The organism is Kitasatospora sp. NPDC096204 (genome assembly GCF_044763205.1).
In the GTDB taxonomy this organism is placed as follows: Bacteria; Actinomycetota; Actinomycetes; order Streptomycetales; family Streptomycetaceae; genus Kitasatospora.
In genome coordinates this window covers 1-16399 of record NZ_JBIWFT010000018.1, presented here as the reverse complement: position 1 = coordinate 16399, position 16399 = coordinate 1, and the positions used below count along the sequence as shown (strand labels likewise).

The 16399-nt window shown below is 73.8% G+C and carries 11 protein-coding genes; 8 read left to right on the top strand and 3 right to left on the bottom strand.

Features of this window, described 5'->3' with window-relative positions:
• Window positions 1-44 precede the first annotated feature (44 nt).
• The 3 genes from ACIQ87_RS20770 (at window position 45) to ACIQ87_RS20760 (ending at window position 6101) form a co-directional block, all read left to right on the top strand.
• Window positions 45-1229: an alpha/beta hydrolase family protein gene (locus tag ACIQ87_RS20770; protein ID WP_402408671.1), complete on the top strand. Its 1185-nt coding sequence runs from the start codon at window positions 45-47 to the stop codon at window positions 1227-1229.
• A gap of 627 nt (window positions 1230-1856) precedes the next feature.
• Entirely contained in the window at window positions 1857-2336 is a 480-nt protein-coding gene (locus ACIQ87_RS20765) for an Imm21 family immunity protein (protein ID WP_402409021.1), read from the top strand.
• An 81-nt stretch (window positions 2337-2417) separates the two neighbouring features.
• Entirely contained in the window at window positions 2418-6101 is a 3684-nt protein-coding gene (locus tag ACIQ87_RS20760) for a SpoIIE family protein phosphatase (protein WP_402408669.1), read from the top strand.
• An 87-nt stretch (window positions 6102-6188) separates the two neighbouring features.
• Here ACIQ87_RS20760 and ACIQ87_RS20755 read toward each other — a convergent pair whose 3' ends face one another.
• Window positions 6189-7277, bottom strand: coding sequence for an S-adenosylmethionine:tRNA ribosyltransferase-isomerase (locus ACIQ87_RS20755; RefSeq protein WP_402408666.1), 1089 nt, complete (start codon window positions 7275-7277; stop codon window positions 6189-6191).
• Complete coding sequence (locus ACIQ87_RS20750; protein ID WP_402408663.1) at window positions 7274-8080, bottom strand: SDR family NAD(P)-dependent oxidoreductase; 807 nt, start codon at window positions 8078-8080, stop codon at window positions 7274-7276. Before ACIQ87_RS20750 ends, ACIQ87_RS20755 begins: the two co-directional genes overlap by 4 nt.
• A gap of 497 nt (window positions 8081-8577) precedes the next feature.
• On the opposite strand from ACIQ87_RS20750, the gene ACIQ87_RS20745 reads away from it, so the two are divergent.
• The 4 genes from ACIQ87_RS20745 to ACIQ87_RS20730 all read left to right on the top strand — a co-directional run bounded on the left by ACIQ87_RS20745 (window position 8578) and on the right by ACIQ87_RS20730 (window position 13652).
• Window positions 8578-9783: a cytochrome P450 gene (locus ACIQ87_RS20745; protein WP_402408660.1), complete on the top strand. Its 1206-nt coding sequence runs from the start codon at window positions 8578-8580 to the stop codon at window positions 9781-9783.
• A gap of 348 nt (window positions 9784-10131) precedes the next feature.
• Window positions 10132-11187: a type III polyketide synthase gene (locus ACIQ87_RS20740; protein WP_402408657.1), complete on the top strand. Its 1056-nt coding sequence runs from the start codon at window positions 10132-10134 to the stop codon at window positions 11185-11187.
• 104 nt (window positions 11188-11291) lie between these two features.
• Complete coding sequence (locus ACIQ87_RS20735; protein WP_402408655.1) at window positions 11292-11651, top strand: DUF1259 domain-containing protein; 360 nt, start codon at window positions 11292-11294, stop codon at window positions 11649-11651.
• Window positions 11652-11795: 144 nt separating this feature from the next.
• Window positions 11796-13652, top strand: a complete 1857-nt coding sequence (locus tag ACIQ87_RS20730; RefSeq protein WP_402408652.1) for a multicopper oxidase family protein — start codon at window positions 11796-11798, stop codon at window positions 13650-13652.
• A gap of 191 nt (window positions 13653-13843) precedes the next feature.
• On the opposite strand, the gene ACIQ87_RS20725 is transcribed toward ACIQ87_RS20730, so the two are convergent.
• Window positions 13844-14794: an RluA family pseudouridine synthase gene (locus ACIQ87_RS20725; RefSeq protein WP_402408650.1), complete on the bottom strand. Its 951-nt coding sequence runs from the start codon at window positions 14792-14794 to the stop codon at window positions 13844-13846.
• 114 nt (window positions 14795-14908) lie between these two features.
• Here ACIQ87_RS20725 and ACIQ87_RS20720 point away from each other — a divergent pair, with 114 nt between their 5' ends.
• Entirely contained in the window at window positions 14909-16000 is a 1092-nt protein-coding gene (locus tag ACIQ87_RS20720; RefSeq protein ID WP_402408648.1) for a PP2C family protein-serine/threonine phosphatase, read from the top strand.
• Window positions 16001-16399 lie beyond the last annotated feature (399 nt).

Below are 16399 nucleotides of genomic sequence, written 5' to 3'. Positions count from 1 at the left end.
TGAGTGGAGGTCAGCTCCCTTTCCCGCCGCCTACCGTCACTGACATGAGCCGACTTCGTACGACCGCCGCCGCGGCGGCCCTGCTGCTCGCGCTGCCACTGTCCGTCGCCGCTGCCACGCCCGCCCTGGCCGCGCCGCCCACCGCCACCGCTCCGACCGCACCGAGCAGCCAGGTCACCAGCCGGATCGAACTCCCCCGCCCGACGGGGCCGTTCGCGGTCGGGCAGGAGGTCCTGCACCTGGTGGACCGGAACCGTCCGGACCCGTGGGTGCCCTCCGCCGGTCCGCGCCAGCTGATGGTCTCGATGTACTACCCCGCGCACGCCGGGACGGGCACCCCCGCCCCGTACATGACGCCCGCCGCCGCCCGGGCGCTGCTCGACGGGAAGCTGCCGGGCAACACCATCCCGACCGAGGCGGTGTCCGGCACCCGGACGTGGTCCGAGACCGGGGCGCGCCCACAGGGCGGCCACTACCCGCTGGCGGTCCTGTCGCCCGGCTTCACCATGCCCCGGGCCTCGCTCAGCAGCCTCGCCGAGGACCTGACCAGCCGCGGCTACGTCGTCGCACTGGTCGACCACACCTACGAGAACACCGGAACCACCTTCCCCGACGGACGGACGCTCCCCTGCGACCTGTGCGGGAAGCTGAGGACCCAGGAGGCCTGGGCTGCCCTGGACGCGAGCCGGGCCAAGGACGTCTCCTTCGTCATCGACCAGCTGACCGACCGCCCGCACCCGGCCTGGCGCTACGCCCGCCTGATCGACCGCGACCGGATCGCCATGGCCGGGCACTCCGCCGGCGGCGCCGCCACCGTCCCGGCCCTGCTCACCGACGACCGCATCCGGGCCGGGGTGGACCTGGACGGCAGCATGGACTACCTGGTGCCGGAGTCCGGCATCAGCGGCAAGCCGTACCTGATGGTCGGCCACCCGCTCCCCGACGGCGTCGAGGACGACAGCTGGATCAAGAGCTGGCCCCGGCTGGACGGCTGGAAGCGCTGGCTGACCATCGACGGCACCGACCACGCCAGCTTCACCGACTTCCCGATCTTCTTCGACGGGCTCGGTATCCCCAAGGACCCGGACACCACCATCGCCGGTCAGCGCGCCGTCGCGTTGACCCGGCAGTACGTCGGGGCGTTCCTCGACCTCCAGCTGAAGGGCGTCCCGCAGCCACTGCTCGACGGCCCGAGTGCCGCCAACCCGGAGGTGCGCTTCACCCGGTGACGGGCACCCCCCGGGCGGGGCCGTCGGCCTGGGCGCCGGCGGCCCTGCCGACGCCGGGGCCTCGGTGCCGGCCGCTCCGTGGCCTGCGGCGCCCACCCGCTCCCCTGCTTCGGCCCTCGGCGTGGCGCCGGGAACCACCGTTACCGGACCACCCCACCCCGACGTGCCGGCCGCCGCCCTCCCCCACCCCTGTCACCCACGCCGTCGAAGCCCGCTCTGGTGCGGCAGCACACGGAAAGTCGGCCCACCCGACGTCCCGCGCGCGGGCCGCTCCGCCCACTCCGCCCGCACCGCCCCTGGGGACGGGCGCGGCCGAACCTGCGGCCCCCGCCCACCCGGCCGCCCCGCACGACCATCCACGTGCCGCGCCCCACGGACAGCCGGCCGATGCCGCGTACCGGACCGACCAGGCCGGACCACCACCCGCCATTCCCACCGGCGCAGCCGTCCGTCCGGCTGGGTTCCCACGGCCCTGCGGTGATGCGCGGGAAGCCGGGCCGACTTCCCGCGAGCGGCCCGCTCCGCCCGCACACCACGGTCACCCGCCGGGCCTCGTAGGTGCTGCCACAGGGCGGCCCGGCCCGGCCCGTGGTGGCGGTGACGTGCGAGGATGCCCGCGTGATCACGATGGAGCAGGGCTGGCTGGACGGGACCGACTCGGGGTTCTTCGTGCTGTGTCCCGAGGGTGCGGTCGAGGGATGGGTGGGCTGCGAGGAGGCGCTGGTGGAGGCGGCCGGGGAGTACGCGGTCGGCCATCCGGTGCCCGGGCACGGGGACGTGCTGGTGCTGGGCGGGGAGCCGTTGCCGGTCGGGTGGCTGGCGGAGGAGCGGGTGTTCGTGCGGCCGCTGTTCGCCGAATGCTCGGACGCCGTCCGGCCGCTGGTGCGCGAGGCGCTGCGCTCCGGGATCTGGGAGGACGGGCCGGTCCTCGAGCTGGCCGCCGGGCGGTACCTGCTCGTGGACGGGTTCCAGGACGGTGCGGACGCCCTGGAGAGCGGGGAGTACCTGACCGTCGAGGTGCCGCCCGGGCGCTACCTGGTCCAGTCGTTGCGGGCCGAACCCGAGCGGTGGCAGGAGTTCCTTCTGGAGCGGCTGCTGCCACGGTGAGCGGTCGCCCGGGGCCGCGTGCGAAGATGGCAGGGCTGGTGGGAACGATCTCCGGACGGTTTCTGGGACGGTTCTCTGGCCATGGTGGACGACTACGCGCAGCGCGCGGGGCAACCGCGGCAGGACGCCCTGCTGATGGTGCCGATCGCCACGGCGCTGATCGACGCCGACGGGCGGATCCTGCACTGGAGCGGTGACGCGGAGGCGCTGCTCGGACACCCCGCGCAGGAGGCGGTGGGTGCCCGGGCGGCGACGCTGCTGGCTGCCGAGGAGCAGCGGTCGGAGGTGCGCCGGCTGTTCCAGGAGATCCTGGCGGGCCGGTCGTGGTCCGGGGTGTTCCCGGTGCGGCACCGGGACGGGCATCTGGTGAACCTGGAGTTCCGCACCCATCCGATCCGCGGCCCGGGCGGCGCCCGGATGGTGCTGGCGGTCGCCTCCGAGGTGACCACACTGCACCGGCTCCAGGCCGACCTGGCCCTGCTGGACGGGTTCTTCAACCAGTCCCCGGTCGGCATGGCGATGTTCGACACCGATCTGCGGTTCGTCCGGCTGAACGACGCGCTGGCGGAGGCGAACGGCCTGGGCATGACGGACCCGCTGGGCCGGCGGCTCACCGAGGTCTTGCCGGGGATCAACGGCCCCGAGTCCGAGGTGGTGATGCGCCGGGTGCTGGAGAGCGGCGAGCCGGTGGTCGACGACCTCGCGCACGGCCGTACCCCGGGTGATCCGAACCACGACCACGCCTGGTCGGCCTCCTACTTCCGGTTGAAGGACCGTGGCGGCCGGGTGCTCGGGGTGTGCGCCACGGTCATCGACATCACCGAGCGGTTCCACGCCGACGCCAGGGCGGCCCGTGCCCAGGAGCGGCTGTCGCTGCTGGTCGACGCGACCGCCTCGATCGGCACCACGCTGGACCTGCGGCAGACCGCCCGGGAGCTGGTCGACGCGATGGTGCCGAGGGTCGCCGACATCAGCGCGGTGTTCGGGCTGGAGGAGCTGGCGGCCGGGAGGAGCGTCGAGCCGGCCGCGCCGGGCGCCCCGCTGCTGGTGCGCCGCCTGGCGATCTCCTCCGCCGACGCGGCCTATCCGGCCGAGGCGCTGCCGGTGGACGCCGTGTACGAACTGCCGCCGGATTCCCCGTACGCCCGGGCGCTGACCGGCGGGCGCACGGTGGTGGTGCCGTCCTGGGAGCTGCCGATGCTGGGCGAGCGCATCGAGGAGAGCCACCGCCAGGCCTACCTCGGCGACCGCCCGCGCTCGGTGCGGATCACCCCGCTGGTGGCGCGCGGCACGACGCTCGGCATGGTGGTGTACTCGCGGCGGGGCGCGCGGGAGTCCTTCGCCGCGGCCGACATCACGCTCGGCGACGAGTTGTCCTCGCGCGCGGCCGTCGCGCTCGACAACGCCCGGCTGTACCTGCGCCAGCACCAGACCGTGCTGGCCCGGCAGCAGGCGCTGCGCGAGGCCAAGGCCGCCCAGGAGCGCCTGGCGCTGGTCAACGAGGCTTCCGCCCGGATCGGCACCACGCTCGATCTCGCCCAGACCGCCGAGGAGTTGGCCGAGGTGGCGACGCCGAGGCTGGCCGACACGGTGGTGGTGGAGGTGTTGGAGGACCTGGTCCGCGGCGAGCGCGAGGCGACCGCCCCGGCGGACGGTTCGGCGCTGCTGCGGCGGATGGCCTTCCATTCGGTGCGCGGCTCGACGCTGGCGCCGATCGACCGCACCGGCGATCTGCACCGCTTCCTGCCCGGTTCGCCGTACGCGTGGAGCCTGGCGCACCGCAAGCCGGTGCTGGTGCCGCGGATGGACGAGGAGGGGATGGCCTGGTTCGCCGAGGACCCGGTGCGCACGGCGGCCGTGCGGGAGCAGAACGTGCTGTCGTTCATGGTGGTCCCGCTGATCGCGCGCGGCACCGCGGTCGGCGTGGCGGGCTTCTACCGCACCCTGGTCGAGCGCCCGTACGAGGAGGACGACCTGGCGCTGGCCGGGGAGTTGGCGGTGCGGGCGGCCGTGTCGATCGACAACGCGCTGCTGTTCACCCGCGAGCGTGACGCGGCCGCCGCCCGGCAGCGGGCGCTGGACGAGGCCTGGGCCGCCCAGCAGCGGTTGTCGCTGCTGAACGAGGCCAGCAACCGGATCGGCACGACGCTCGATCTGCACCGCACTGCCCGGGAGTTGGTGGAGGTGGTGCTCTCGCGCTTCGCCGACTTCGCGACCGTGGACCTGCGCGAGGCGGTGCTCAGCGGCGAGGAGCCCGGGGCGGTTCCGGCCGCCGGCCCGGTGCTGATGCGGGCGGTGGCGGTGGGTGGCACCGGCCAGGACGGCAGTCTGCAGGGGGCGGCCGACCTGGTGGGCGAGACCTCGGAGTCGGCCGACCTGTACGCGCAGAGCCTGCGCACCCGGCGTTCGATCCTGGTCGCCGAGGTGACCGAGGAGGAGCTGCGCCGGATCGTCGCCTCGCCGGACCGGGTGCAGCCGAGCCTGGACGCCGGGGTGCACTCGTACCTGATGGTGCCGCTGGTGGCGCGCGGGCACGTGCTGGGCGGCGCGGAGTTCGTCCGCACCCGCAACCCGGTGCCGTTCGGGCCGGCGGACCGCTCGCTGGCCGAGGAGCTGGCCGCCCGCACCGCGCTGGCGATCGACAACGGCCGGCTCTACCGCCGCGAGCGGGACACCGCGCTCACCCTCCAGCGCAGTCTGCTGCCGCAGGAGGTGCACCGCACGCTCGGGCTGGACCTCGCCTACCGCTACCTGCCGAGCAGCGTGGTCAGCGAGGTCGGCGGCGACTGGTTCGACGTGGTGCCGCTGTCCTCCGGGCGGGTCGCGCTGATCGTCGGCGACGTGATGGGGCACGGCATCCGGGCCGCCGCGACCATGGGCCAACTCCGTACGGTCGCACGGACGTTGATCACCCTCGACCTGGAACCGGCCCGGGTGCTGTACCGGCTGGACGAGGCGACCGCGACGGTCGGCGAGGGCCAGTTCGCCACCTGTGTCTGCGTGGTGTACGACCCGGTGGACCGCCGCTGCACCGCGGCGAGCGCCGGACACCTGCCGCCCGTGGTCGCCGACACCAAGGGACGGGCGCGCCTGGTCGAACTGCCGTCCGGCACGCCCCTGGGGGTGGGCGGAGTCGCCTTCGAGAGCGCCGAGTTCACCCTCCCCGAGGAGGGCATCCTGACCCTCTACACGGACGGGCTGGTCGAACGCCGCGGCCAGGACCTGGACGAGGGGCTGGAGTTGCTCTGCCGGACCGTCGCCGACCGGCGCGGCTCGCTGGAGCAGACCTGCGACGCCGTCCTGTCCCGGCTCACCGAGACCACCGGCGAGGACGACATCGCCGTCATCATGGCGCAGGTCCGCCCGCACGGCGCGGACCGGATCGCCACCCTGCCGCTCACCGGCGACCACGCGATGGTCGCCCACTCGCGCCGCTTCACCCGCGAGACGCTGGGCGCGTGGGGGCTCGAAGCACTCACCGACTGGGCCGAGTTGCTCACCAGCGAGCTGATCACCAACGCCCTGGTGCACGCCGGATCACCCACCCAGCTACGGCTGTACTGCAACCGGGTGCTCACCGTCGAGGTCGCCGACCAGGAGCCCGAGGTGCCGCGGATCCGCCGCGCCCACAGCGAGGACGAGGGCGGGCGGGGCATCCACCTGGTCAACGAGCTCGCGCACCGCTGGGGCAGCCGCCGGATCCAGGACGGCAAGGTGGTGTGGTTCGAGCTGGAGCTGCCCCCGGGGGTCACACCGCCTTTGTGAACAGCCGCCCGCGTGAACGGCCGCCCGCGTGAACAGCCGCCCGCGTGAACGGCCTCCCGCGTTCTCGCCCGTGGTGAGCGGCCCGGATCAGTCCGGCAGCAGCAGGTTGACGTCCCCGAACTCGTGCCACAGGTAGCGCTGTCGGACCGCCTCGCGGTAGCAGGAGGCCAGCAGCGGGCGGCCCGCGACGGCGGCGAGCATCAGCAGGTGGGAGGCCCGGGGCTCGTGCCAGCCGGTGAGCAGGCCGTCCACGGAGCGCACGCCGCGCTCCGGTGTGATGACCAACTCCGTCCAGCCGCGGGCCTCCCGGACGGTGCCGTCCGGGGCGGCGGCCGACTCCAGGGCGCGGACCACGGTGGTGCCGACGGCGATCACCCGCCCGCCCCCGGCCCGGACGTGGCCGACCAGGCGGGCGGTGGCGGCCGGGACGTGGAAGCGTTCGGCGTACGGCGCCTCGTGGACCTCGGGCGAGGACACCCCGGTGTGCAGGGTGACCGGCGCGAGGAGCACGCCCCGGCCGGCCAGCCGGGCCACCACCTCGGAGCTGAACGGGCGGGCGGCACTGGGCATTTCACTGCTGCCGGGGACGGTGGCGAAGACCGTCCGGTAGGCCTCGATCGGCCAGTCGCGGTCCACGTGGCCGTACCGGATCGCCCGGCCGTGCCGTTCCAGGTACGGCAACAGCCCTTCCGGCAGTTCGAGTTCGGCGTACCAGAGGCGGGCGGTGAACGACCGGGTCAGCACCGCCGCACCGGCCGCGGGCAGCGAGACCCGCAGGCCCGGGCGGGCCGGCGACTCCTCCGGCGGGTAGTGGGCCGCCGCCTCCCCCGGCACCACCCGGCGCAACTCGACCAGGTGGGCTCCTGATTCGTCCGGCTGGGCGGAGCAGAGGTGCAGCGCGACCGGGGTGCCGTCGGGCAGCCGGCCGGGCAGCGCGGCCGGGACGGTGGCCGAGTTGTTGACCACCAGCAGGTCCCCCGGTCGCAGCACCTCGGGCAGGTCGGTGAAGCGGCGGTGCTCGACTCCGCCCGAGGCGCGCCGGCCGACCAGCATCCGGACGCCGTCCCTGGCCGTGCCGCGCGCCTCGGCCGGTGCGCGGGCGGAGAGTTCGGGCGGGACGACGAGGTCGGAGCCGAGGGGGAGGTCGGCGGGGTCGAGGTCGGTGGGTGCCGTCATCGCCCGCCCCGGTCCTCGGCGGGGACGGCCAGGTCTGCGGCGGGGCCGGCGAGGTCCGCGGACGGAGCGGCCAGGTCCGCGGCGCGGTAGCGCCCGGAGGGCCTGCGGTCGCGCAGCAGGCCGAGCAGGACCGGCGCCACCTGCTCGGGCAGCGGCTCGCCGGAGATGTCCTCGCCGGGGCTGGCCTCCTGGAGCATCCGGGTGCGCATGTTCCCCGGGTCCACCGCCCAGACCCGCAACTCCGTCTCCTCCCGGGCGAGTACCCCGCTGGCGAGGTCCAGGGCGGCCTTGCTGGCGCCGTAGCCGCCCCAGCCGCGGTAGGGCACCACGGCGGCGTCGGAGCTGACGTTGAGAACGGCGCCGGCGTGGGCGCGCAGCTGGGGCAGGACGAGCTGGGTGAGGGCGATCGGGGCGAGCACGTTGACCTCGAAGGTCTCCAACAGGTCCGGCAGCGGGAAGTCGGCCAGCCGGGGCAGCGGCTCCCTGCCGGGGCCGGGGGCGCCGTTGAGCGTTCCGGCGTTGTTGACCAGCAGGCTCGCGCCGCCGAGGTCCTCGGTGGCCTCGGCCAGGTGGGCGCGGTGGTCGTCGTCGACGACGGAGCCGGACAGGGCGACGACCTTGGTGACGACGGCCAGTTCGGCCGCGGCGGCGGCGAGTTCGGCCGCGTCCCGGGCGGTGATCACCAGCTGCCAGCCGTCGGCGGCGAGGGCGCGCGCGAGGGCCAGGCCCAGGCCGCGGGAGGCTCCGGTGACCAGGGCGACGGGGGCGGCGTGCGGTGCGGCGGTGCGCTGTGCTGCGTTCATGCCCCCACGATCGCGCCGCGGGCCCGGGCGGCGGATCGGCCACCGGGCCGGGGACCCCGTCGTCCGTTGGGCCTAGTACTGCGACGGTGTCCCACGTGACGGGGTTCGGTTCCAGGACTGTGGCCTCGGCGTTTGCCGTGGGTGGTGCGGGCCTGGTGTCGGCGTCGGCGGCGCCGCCGAGACCGGTGCGGGACGTGGTCGATGCCGCGGCGGGCCGGTGCCCGGCGACCAGGGCGACATCGTGCGTGGAGGGCAGGGCCGCCCGGGCCGGGTCGGCCGGACGGGGACGCCGTACCCGGCGGCCGTGATCGCCGGATCGTCCGCTGTCGTATCGCCGTCCGCGGGGTACCGGCGCTCCTGCCACTGATCAGCCCGGATGAATTACCGGCGGTCCCGCGCGTCCACCGGTGTGTACGGCCGACCGAGCGGGTACCGGTGCTCCGCCCGTTCCACCCACCTTCCCATCCGGCCCGCACGGCCCAGACCTGGAGGTCCGCATGTCCACCGACTCCAGCCCACGGAACTGCCCGTTCGACTTCGCCGAGGCCCTCGAATTCGACCCGACGCTCCGGCAGCTCATGAACGAGGCACCGGTCAGCCGCATCCGCCTCCCCTACGGCGAGGGGGCGGCTTGGCTCGTCACGGGGTACGACGACGTGCGTACGGTGACCACCGACCGGCGTTTCAGCCGGCACGCCGTCGTCGGCCGGGACTTTCCGCGGATGACTCCCGAGCCGATCGTCCAGGCCGAGGCGATCAACGTCATGGACCCGCCTGCCAGCGCCCGCCTGCGCAGCCTGGTGTCCAAGGGCTTCACATCCGACCACATCGAGCGGATGAGGGAGCGTACCCGGCACGTGGTCGACGAGCTGCTGGACCGCATGCGGGACCAGGGCTCCCCGGCCGACCTCATGGAGCACCTGGCCCACCCGCTCCCGCTGATCACGATCTGCGAGGTCCTGGAGATCCCCGAGGCCGACAGCGCACAACTGCGCGCCAACGCCCGGACGATGATGAACGTGGGCCTGGCCAACAAGCCGGACGCGGTGCGGGCCAAAGCCGACCTGCGGGCGTACTTCGCCGAGCTGACGGCCGAACGGCGCAGGAACCCCGGCGACGACCTGATCAGCGCCCTGGCCACGGCCCGCGACGGCGACGAGGTCCTCGACGAGAAGGAACTCACCGTGATGGCCATGGTCCTGCTGATCACCGGCCAGGACACCACGACGTACGAGCTCGGCAACCTCTCGTACACCATCCTCACCCGGCCCGACGTGCGCGCCGTCCTGCGCGAGCGGCCCGAGATGCTCACCCAGGTGATCCACGAGATGCTGCGCTTCATCCCCTTCCGCAAGGGCGTCGGCATCCCCCGGGTGGCCCTTGAGGACGTGGAGCTGAGCGGGGTGACGATCCCGGCGGGGGACATCGTGCACGTCTCCTACCTGACCGCCAACCGGGACGGCCGCAGGTTCGACCGGCCTGACGAGCTGGTCCTGGAGCGGACCAGCCCCTCCCACATGACCTTCGGCTGGGGCGCGCACCACTGCCTCGGCCAACCGCTGGCCATCACCGAACTCGAAGTCGCCCTCGGGACCCTGCTGGAGCGCTTCCCCAGGATCGCGCTGGCGAAGCCGGCCGCGGAGCTGGCGTGGAACACCACGTCGATCTGGCGCTATCCGCTGGCGCTGCCCGTCACCTGGTGACGGTGCCCCCACACTCCGGCGCCGGCCTGCCGCCACCCCGCTTCCGGCATCGGCGCGCACGTCGGCCCGCGCACCTCGGAGGTGCGCGGGCCGACGTGCGCGGCGAACCCACCTTCCGTACATTGGGGTGATGTGGCTCGAACCAGCTCGCGGCCGACACGACCGCCCGCACGGCGAGCATCCGATCCTCGCCCTGCCGGCTCGTCCGCCGTGCTGTTGGGCCCCGCCCGGTGAATCCGCCCGCCGCGCCGTCTCGACGCGTCCGGCTCGCAGCGGCTGCCGTCGAGTGATGAACTCCCCGCCCGGCCGGGGTCTCACCGGGAACTCCGCCCGTCAGGAGGCAGTCCCATGGCCGTTCTGTGTAAACCGGCGATTGCTGTGCCAGAGCACATCATCACCAACGAGGAAACCCTCGAACTGGCACGCCGACTCCACCACGACCATCCCCAGCTCGATCTGGCGTTGCGCCTCATCAAGAACACCAGAGTGCAGAAGCGGCATCTGATCCAACCCATCGACGTGGTGCTGAAGCACCCGGGGCTGGACGAGCGGAGCGCCGTCTTCGAGGCCGAGTCCAGGGCCCGCGTCCCGACGGTCGTGGTCAGGGCCCTCGAACATGCCCAAGTGGAGCCGTCACAGATCGACCTGATCATCTATGTGTCGTGCACCGGTTTCATGATGCCGTCGCTCACGGCGTGGCTGATCAACAAGCTGGGCTTCCGGCCGGAGACCCGGCAGCTGCCGATCGCACAACTGGGCTGTGCGGCCGGCGGTGCGGCGGTGAACCGGGCCCATGACTTCTGTTCGGCCTACCCGGGCGCCAACGTGCTGATCGTGGCCTGCGAGTTCTGCTCGCTGTGCTACCAGCCCACCGACCTGGGCGTGGGATCGCTGCTGTCCAACGGCCTGTTCGGCGACGGGGTCGCCGCCGCCGTGGTCCGGGGCGAGGGCGGGACCGGGATCCGGTTGGAGCGTAACGGCTCCTACCTCATCCCGCACACCGAGGAGTGGATCTCCTACGCGGTCCGCTCCACCGGGTTCCACTTCCAGCTGGACAGACGGGTGCCGGGGACGATGGAGCCCCTCAGCCCGGCCCTGCGTGCGGTGGCGGAGCAGCACCAGTGGGACGTGGGCACGCTGGACTTCTACATCGTTCACGCCGGCGGCCCACGGATCCTGGACGACCTGAGCCACTTCCTGGACGTGCCGTCCGAGGCGTTCCGCTTCAGCCGGGCCACCCTCACCGAGTACGGCAACATCGCCAGTGCGGTCGTGCTCGACGCCTTGGCCCGGATGTTCGACGAGAGGTCGGCTCTCGACGGCCACCACGGGCTGTTGGCCGGGTTCGGCCCGGGTATCACCGCCGAGATGTCCCTGGGCACCTGGGCATCGTCCGATTCCTGACGCACGACGGAGAGCGCTCCACCTTCCGGGGCCGGGCCGGCCTGGGAGGTGACACCGCCGCGCAGTCGGCTCCAGCCCGTGCTCCCGGCGGTGGTCAGCCAGCCGTGCCGGTGCCCACCCCGGTGCCCACCACCGAGGCGGACTGGGTCGACGTCGTGCGGGCTCTCGGCGGGCCGGGCAGGCTCATCCGCGGGACCTACCACCACACGCCCTTCCCCCGGCACGACCTGCACGTGGTCAGCCGCGGCGTCGTCGTCAGCACCAGGCTCGCCGCCGAGGTCGAGCAGGCGCACGCGGCGCTGCGGAGGGGCGGTATCGACCTGGTCGAACTCCACAGCCACGGTCTGACGGACGAACCGCGCCTCTTCTTCACCCCCATCTGGGCCGAGGGCGATGCCGTGGCCCTGGCCAGAGCGGTCCGCCCCGCGGTCGCCGCCACCAACGCCGTGCCGGCCACCGCCTGACCGACCGGCACCGGCGGCAAGCCTCGGCCATGCCCGACGAGCGCGGCCAGCTGCCGGGAGCGCACCCGGGCCCCCGGCCCCCCGCGCCACGTGGCCGCCGGCCGTCCCGAGGGGGCGCCCTGGTTCCCGGCAGGTTCGGTCGCGATGCGGAGCGCACGAAGCTCACTGATACTGAGCCCGACGGGCGGTGACGGAGCGCAGCGCTGTTGCCACGATCCGCGCCCGGCCGTACGCCGTCGTGGGCGCAGCAGCCGCTGGGCGGGGCGGACGGACGCCACCACCGGCGACCAACCGCTTGGCGGCGTACCGACCGCCGAGTCCTGGACGGAGAAACCGAGGATGCTGAACCGACGAGACCTCCTCAGGGCCGCCGCCGTAGGCGGCCCTTTGGTCGCCCTCTTCCCAGGGGGCCCCACACCGAGCCCGGCCCATGCCGCGCCGGCCGCGCTGCCGGCCGGTCCGGCCAGATCCGGGCCCAGGAGGCGGGCCGCCCGGATCGTCCCCTTCGAGCACGCCATGCGGGTGCCCCCGGTGCTGAGTCCGGTGTCGCGGACGGACTCCTCGGACCTGTACCAGCTGCGGATGGCCGAGACGGAGGTGGAGATCGTCAAGGGGCTGCTGACCACCGTCCGGACCTACGGCGGCTGCTTCCCCGGTCCGACCATCCGGGCGGTCAAGGGCCGGGAGGTGGTGGTCCGGCAGACCAACGACCTGAGCGTGCACACCTCCGTCCACCTGCACGGCGGCAATGTGCCGTCACGGTACGACGGCCTGCCGATGGACCTCGTCGAGCCCGGCGAGACCCGCGAGTACCGCTACCCCAACGAACAGGTGGCCGCCTCGCTCTGGTACCACGACCACGCGCACCAGCTGGAGGCCGAGAACGTCTACCGCGGTCTGGCCGGCGCCTACCTGCTCAGCGACCCGCACGAGAGCGGCCTGCCGCTGCCGAGCGGCGAGTTCGACATCCCGCTGCTGATCCGGGACGCCCGGATCGAGACGGACGGCAGGCTGGTCTACACCGACCCGTACGAGTGCCCGCACATGCTGGTCAACGGCAAGGAGCGGCCCTACTTCGAGGTGGCGGCGCGCAAGTACCGCCTGCGGGTCTTCAACGTCTCACCCAACCGCCACGTATCGCTGCGCCTCGCCGACGGCGAGCCGTTCACCCAGATTGCCTCCGACGGCGGGCTGCTCGCCGGGCCGGTGCAGGTGGAGGAACTGACCCTGGCCGGCGCCGAACGCGCCGAGATCGTGGTGGACTTCGCCCGCTACCCGGTCGGCGGATCGGTGGTACTGGAGAACACGGCCGCACTGGAGACCGAGCGGTCCGAGGTGCTGCGCTTCGACATCACCCGGGAGGCCGAGGACCGTAGCCGGATCCCGGACGTCCTGGCCACCCTGCCGCCGGTCCCGGAGGCGACGGTGCACCGGGAGTTCTGGCTGACGACCTTCCCGGACGCCAGGATCAACGGGCGCAAGTACGACCCGGACCGGACCGACGTGCGGACCACCCTCGGCTCCAGCGAGATCTGGACGATCCACAATCACCTCACCCGTCGGCCGGCCGGGGTCTTCCACGCCCCCCACTCCTTCCACACCCATCTGGTGCGGTTCCGGGTGCTGGACCGCGACGGGGAGCCGGTCGGCCCGGCCGAGGCCGGGCTGAAGGACACTGTCGCGATCGATCCGGGCGAGACCGTCCGGATCGCCATGACCTGGGGCGACTACCCGGGCCAGTACGTCTATCACTGCCACCACTTGGTGCACTCCTCGCACGGCCAGATGGGCCGGATCGACGTACTGGCCTCAGCGCCGGAAGACTCCGACCAAGAGTCGGACGAGACCGACTCGTCCTCGTCCTCGGATGCCTCCGGGTTCGGAGCCGGCCGGTCCGGATCGTCGGCGTCCGGAACGGGTCGGCGGCGACGGCGACGGCGGCAGCGGCACCGGCGGCACGGTCGACACCGCCACGGGCACCGCGTCGGTGTCCGGGCCTGACCTTGTCGGCATCCCGGCGTTCGACTTCCTGTGATCACGGTCGTGAGCCGGTCTCGCGGGCACCCGGGGCCCCGCGAGACTCCCGAGGAGTGCGGAGCGGTGGGCAGTGCCGCGTTCACGGCCCCGCGATCGCGCCACGGGGCCGGGCGGCGGATCGGCCACCGGGCCCAGGGGCCCGTCGTTCACCGAACCTAGGACGCGCCGAGAGCCCAGCTCTCCGGGTCGGTCCAGGCGGACAGGGTGCGGCGGCTCTCGAAGCGGCACTCGCGGCCGGTCAGCGGGTCGGTGAACTCGACAGCGGAGGCGAGGAGCTGGAGCGGGCGGCGGAAGTCGTCCGGAGCCGGTTCGGGCAGCACCACCGGGTACACCGGGTCGCCGAGGATCGGCACGCCGAGCCCGCACATGTGCAGGCGCAGCTGGTGGGTGCGTCCGGTGAGCGGGCGGAGCCGGTAGCGGGCGAGGCCGTCGCGGTGGTCGAGCAGATCGATCCGGCTCTCGCTGTTCGGCGGGGCGTCGACCTCGCGGGCCGCGATCACGCCCCGTTCCTTGACGATGTGGCTGCGGACGGTGCGCGGCAGGTTCAGCGCCGGATCGTAGGGGGCGACGGCCCGGTACTCCTTGCGGACCAGCCGGTCATGGAAGAGGGTCTGGTAGGCGCCGCGGTCCTCCGGCCTGACCACGAACATGGCCAGGCCGGCGGTGAGCCGGTCGAGCCGGTGGGCGGGGCTTAGCGCGGGCAGGTCGAGGGCGTGCCGCAGCCGGGAGAGGGCCGTCTCCACGACGTGCCTGCCGCGCGGCGTGGTGGCCAGGAAGTGCGGCTTGTCCACGACGACCAGGTGATCGTCCCGGTGCAGCACCTCCAAGTCGAACGGGACGCGGACCTCGTCCGGCAGGTCCCGGTAGAACCACAGGTGCGCGCCGGGCCGGAACGGCGCGTCGGGCGCGACCGGCCCGTCCTCGCCGACGATCTCCCGCCCGTGCAACGCCGCGTCGATCCGCTCGGCCGCCACGGCCGGCAGCCGCTCGACCAGGTGGGCGCGAACGGTCGGCCAGGGACCCTCGGCCGGCAGCCGCAGGTGCACCGGGTCCACGCCGTTGCGCTGTGGGAGGGGGGAGGCCGGGCGGCGGCTCTTTCGTCTCATCTCGCGGCCCAGCCTAGTCGGGTGCGCCCGGCCGTCCTCGTCCGAGGTGCCGCCCGCGGGGGCGCAGAGCAGAGTGGACGGTAGGCCCGCTCAGCCGCTCGCTCTGGAGGACGCGTGACCGCCGACGGCTCGGCCGGTATGCCGCCGCTGCACGTTCCGCGACGCACCCGGCTGCTGCTGTACTTCTCCTTCGCGCTGCTGGTCGGCGCCGTCGTGGCCGATCTGGTGACCGGCCCCGGCACGACGCTCTCCCCCGTGCTCGCGGTGGCGCCGGTGTTGGCCGGAGCGGCCACCCGCACGGCCCGGGTGCCGCTGATCGCCGGGGTGATCGCCGTCCTCGCGGTCGGGCTGCTGGAGTCCACCAACACCGATCTGCCGACCGAGGTGCACGTCACCGCGCTGATCACGGTGCTCGCCTCGACCCTGGCCAGTACCGCCGGCGTCGTCCTGGTGGCGGCCCGCGAGCGGGAGCTGTTCCAGGTCCGGACGGTGGCCGAGGCGGCGCAGCGGGCCCTGCTGCGCCCGCCGCCGGAGCGGATCGGGCCGCTGCGCCTGGCCGTGCGGTACGTGGCGGCGGCCGCCGAGGCCAGGATCGGAGGGGACCTGTACGCCGTGGTGGAGACCCGCTTCGGGGTGCGCATCCTGCTGGGGGACGTCCAGGGGCACGGCCTCCCGGCGGTGGAGACGGCGGCGGACGTCCTCGGGGTGTTCCGGGAGGCCGCGCGGACCGAACCCGACCCCGGCCGGCTCGCCGAGCGGCTGGACGCGGCGCTGGCCGCCCGGCCGTCGGACGAGGGCCGGTTCGCCACGGCGCTGCTGCTCGACGTGGCGCCGGACCGGGGGCCGGTGCGGCTGGTGAACTGCGGCCACCCGCCCCCGCTGCTGCGCCGGGCGGGCCGGGTGAGCGAGCTGGAACCGCCGTTCCCGGCACCTCCGCTGGGGCTACTCGGGCTCACCGGCGACGCGTACCCGGACCGGCGGTTCGACCCGGAGCCGGGCGACCTGCTGCTCCTGCACACCGACGGGGTCTCGGAGGCCCGGGACGCCGGGGGCCGGTTCTACCCGATCGCGGAACGGCTGCCCGGCCTGCACGGCGGCACCCCGGCGGACCTGCTGGACGCCGTGCTGGCGGACGTCCGCGGCTGGGTCGGGGACGCCGGGCTGGCCGACGACGCGGCGATGCTGGCGATCCGCTGGGAACCGTGACGGTGCCGTCCGCTGGAAGCCGTGACGGCGACGCGAGGCCGATTGCTGCCGTGGGCGGTCAGGAACGCGATCGCGGCGCTGTAGCCGGCGCTGGTGGTGGGGAACTCGGCGTCGGCGACATGGCCGCCGCGGTCGGTGATCACCGCGAGGTGGATCGTGTCGGCGTGGGAGTCCACCCCGCCGAACACCGTGTGGCCCGTGACGCTCTGGCCGCCCGGTCCTGTCATGCTGGTACTGCCTTCCTAGCCGGAGGTGGCCTCCGGTCGGGTGGGGCAGACAGGACACTGAGGGGGCCTCTGGCCAGGCTCCTGACTTGTTGAATCGACTCCAGGCGCTCGGTCTGCAGCCGTAGCGTCCAGGGTGTCGGTCGGCACGGGCCCGCAGTGCTCCTTGCCGCCG